Annotated in this window: 2 protein-coding genes and 2 pseudogenes; 2 read left to right on the top strand and 2 right to left on the bottom strand. The window is 59.0% G+C overall.

Annotation, left to right across the window (positions count from 1 at the left end):
• Together A7X77_RS31345 and A7X77_RS31340 are read right to left on the bottom strand one after the other, a co-directional pair.
• A pseudogene (locus tag A7X77_RS31345) lies at nt 1–215 on the bottom strand (thiolase family protein); the annotation flags it as partial.
• Between the two features lie 79 nt (nt 216–294).
• Complete coding sequence (locus A7X77_RS31340; protein WP_082928905.1) at nt 295–597, bottom strand: hypothetical protein; 303 nt, start codon at nt 595–597, stop codon at nt 295–297.
• A gap of 126 nt (nt 598–723) precedes the next feature.
• On the opposite strand from A7X77_RS31340, the gene gcvA reads away from it, so the two are divergent.
• Together gcvA and A7X77_RS31330 are read left to right on the top strand one after the other, a co-directional pair.
• Nucleotides 724–1,662: a transcriptional regulator GcvA gene (gene gcvA / locus A7X77_RS31335; RefSeq protein ID WP_064686659.1), complete on the top strand. Its 939-nt coding sequence runs from the start codon at nt 724–726 to the stop codon at nt 1,660–1,662.
• 71 nt (nt 1,663–1,733) lie between these two features.
• A pseudogene (locus tag A7X77_RS31330) lies at nt 1,734–2,125 on the top strand (adenylate/guanylate cyclase domain-containing protein); the annotation flags it as partial.

The raw sequence follows: 2,125 nt of genomic DNA, 5'->3' as shown, positions 1-2,125 counted from the left end.
GGTCCCGTTATTCCCATGTCCCGCATTAGCACCCTGCCGAGCACCATTCCTCCGTACACGTTGGAGGCGTAGATTGCCTGCACCTGCGACTTGGGGACCCCGGCTTCCTTGAGGGCGTCGATGACGGCGCGCTGTGCAAGGTCTTGCATGCCCAAATCTGCATGACGCCCGAACGCGGTCATGGCTGCGCCAGCGATGTAGACTTCTTTCGACATCACTTTTCCTCCTCAACAGCCGTGAAAAAGTAGGTGGTGTTCGGGTCACCGTTTGCGCAAACGACCAGCTTCGAACCGATCACTGGCTTTTCGCCCAGCCGCAGATGCAGACGTCCGAACACACGGACATCCTCGGGAAATCGGCATAGACCAGGGTGAATGGCGGCTCGCCCGTCTTGGGATTGGGGTGGATCGTTGTGTGGCTGTAGAGCGTCGCCTCGGTCGAACGCGTTATCGGCTCGCAGCGATCAACGGACGGCGAAGTTGCCGGAAGTCTTGGGAACACGCCTTTGCCCGTCTCTCTGTCGCGGGATGCCTCAAGGCGAACGAGATCGTCGCGACCCCCGGCAATATGCCGGTTCGCTACCTCAATCGAGGTCATGTGATTTCCTCCACAAAATGCGATGTTGTTCAGTCTGGACAGTCTACCCCAAGGGCATTGTTCCTCAGAATGACAAAGGGGAGCGTGGGTGTTGACTAAAAGACAACGATCAAACTAAGCTCATCCATGGACATCTTACCCCCGTTGAACTCGTTGAGAGCTTTCGAAGCAGCCGGCCGGTTGCAAAGCATACGGCGCGCTGCGGAGGAATTGCTCGTGACACCCGGTGCAGTGAGCCGGCAGGTCCAACGCCTTGAGACCTTTCTCGGTGTCCGGCTCTTCCGCCGCGACCCACGCGAGATCGTGCTGACAGCGGAGGGCGAGCAATATTTGGAGGCCGTCAGCCGACATCTCGATGGCATCCGCGAAGAAACGCAAAAGCTCACTGGAAAGCGGGCTAAGGAGATATTGCGGGTCAGGGCCTACACCACTTTCGCGATGAAGTGGCTCATCCCCCGGCTGCGCACCTTCTCGGAATCCAATAGCTCTACAGAGGTCCGGTTGACCACGTCCAACGAGATGGTGGATTTCGAACGCGAAAGCGTGGATGGGGCGATACGGCTGGGCGATGGCAATTGGCCCGGGCTCGAAGTCGATCGACTGATGCGCAACGAATTGGTACCACTATGCAGCGCCGCGTTTGCTGCCGAGCACGCGATCCAATCTCCGGACGACCTCCGATCCGTTCGCCTGCTACATTCGCTCGTCCGACCAGACGATTGGCGATTTTGGCTTCAGGCGGCCGGCAATCAAGACATCGATCCCTACGCGGGCGATAAGTACGCCAGCTCCACGCTGGCATACCAGGCGACCCTGGAGGGTCAGGGCGTAATGATGGCGCAGAGAGCCCTCTTCCTCGACGACCTACGCGTGGGGCGTCTTGTCCAGCCTATAGACTTCAGTCTCGATCGGGGCGACTTCACCTACTACTTCGTTTACCCACGCAACCGCCTTAGAAGTCCAGCTTTCCGTCGATTCCGCGAGTGGTTACTCGCTCAAGCCGACCACGCTGACCGCGCGGAGAACCAGCCCCTGCAGTCCGACCGAGCGGGGGTGCCCGTGTGAACCCCGTGAGGATCAGTCAGATCGAACGATGGCTTGTTCAAACGGGCTTGGTAGGTAGCGACGAGCTCGAGATGCTCACGGGTTTCTGTGTTCGATGCAACGAAGCCGGTCTCGGGCTGGCGCAGGCTGTGCTCTTCGTGGACACGCTGCACCCTGTCTTAGAATCGTGGGGCTTCCACTGGGATGCGGAGGGTGGAAATGCAGAAGCACAGCAGTTCTCACGTTCGGATGCGGCGACAAACGCCGACCGTTGGCGGGCCAGTCCGTTTTACCATATGCAGCAGGAAGGAAACGCCGACTACCACCTCGATCTGACTGAGCAGGCTTCTGATCGGTTCGAAATCGTCACGGAGCTTCGTGAAGCCGGCCACACCGGCTACTTTGCCATGATCCATCCTCTCAGTGGAGACGATGCGATCGGCGAGATTGACAGCCTCTATTCGCGGTTGTCGACGACCAAACC

The organism is Rhizobium bangladeshense (assembly GCF_001662075.1).
Taxonomy (GTDB): domain Bacteria; phylum Pseudomonadota; class Alphaproteobacteria; order Rhizobiales; family Rhizobiaceae; genus Rhizobium; species Rhizobium bangladeshense_B.
The sequence above is the reverse complement of the archived record's forward strand: the minus strand, read 5'-3'. Positions and strand labels throughout refer to the sequence as shown.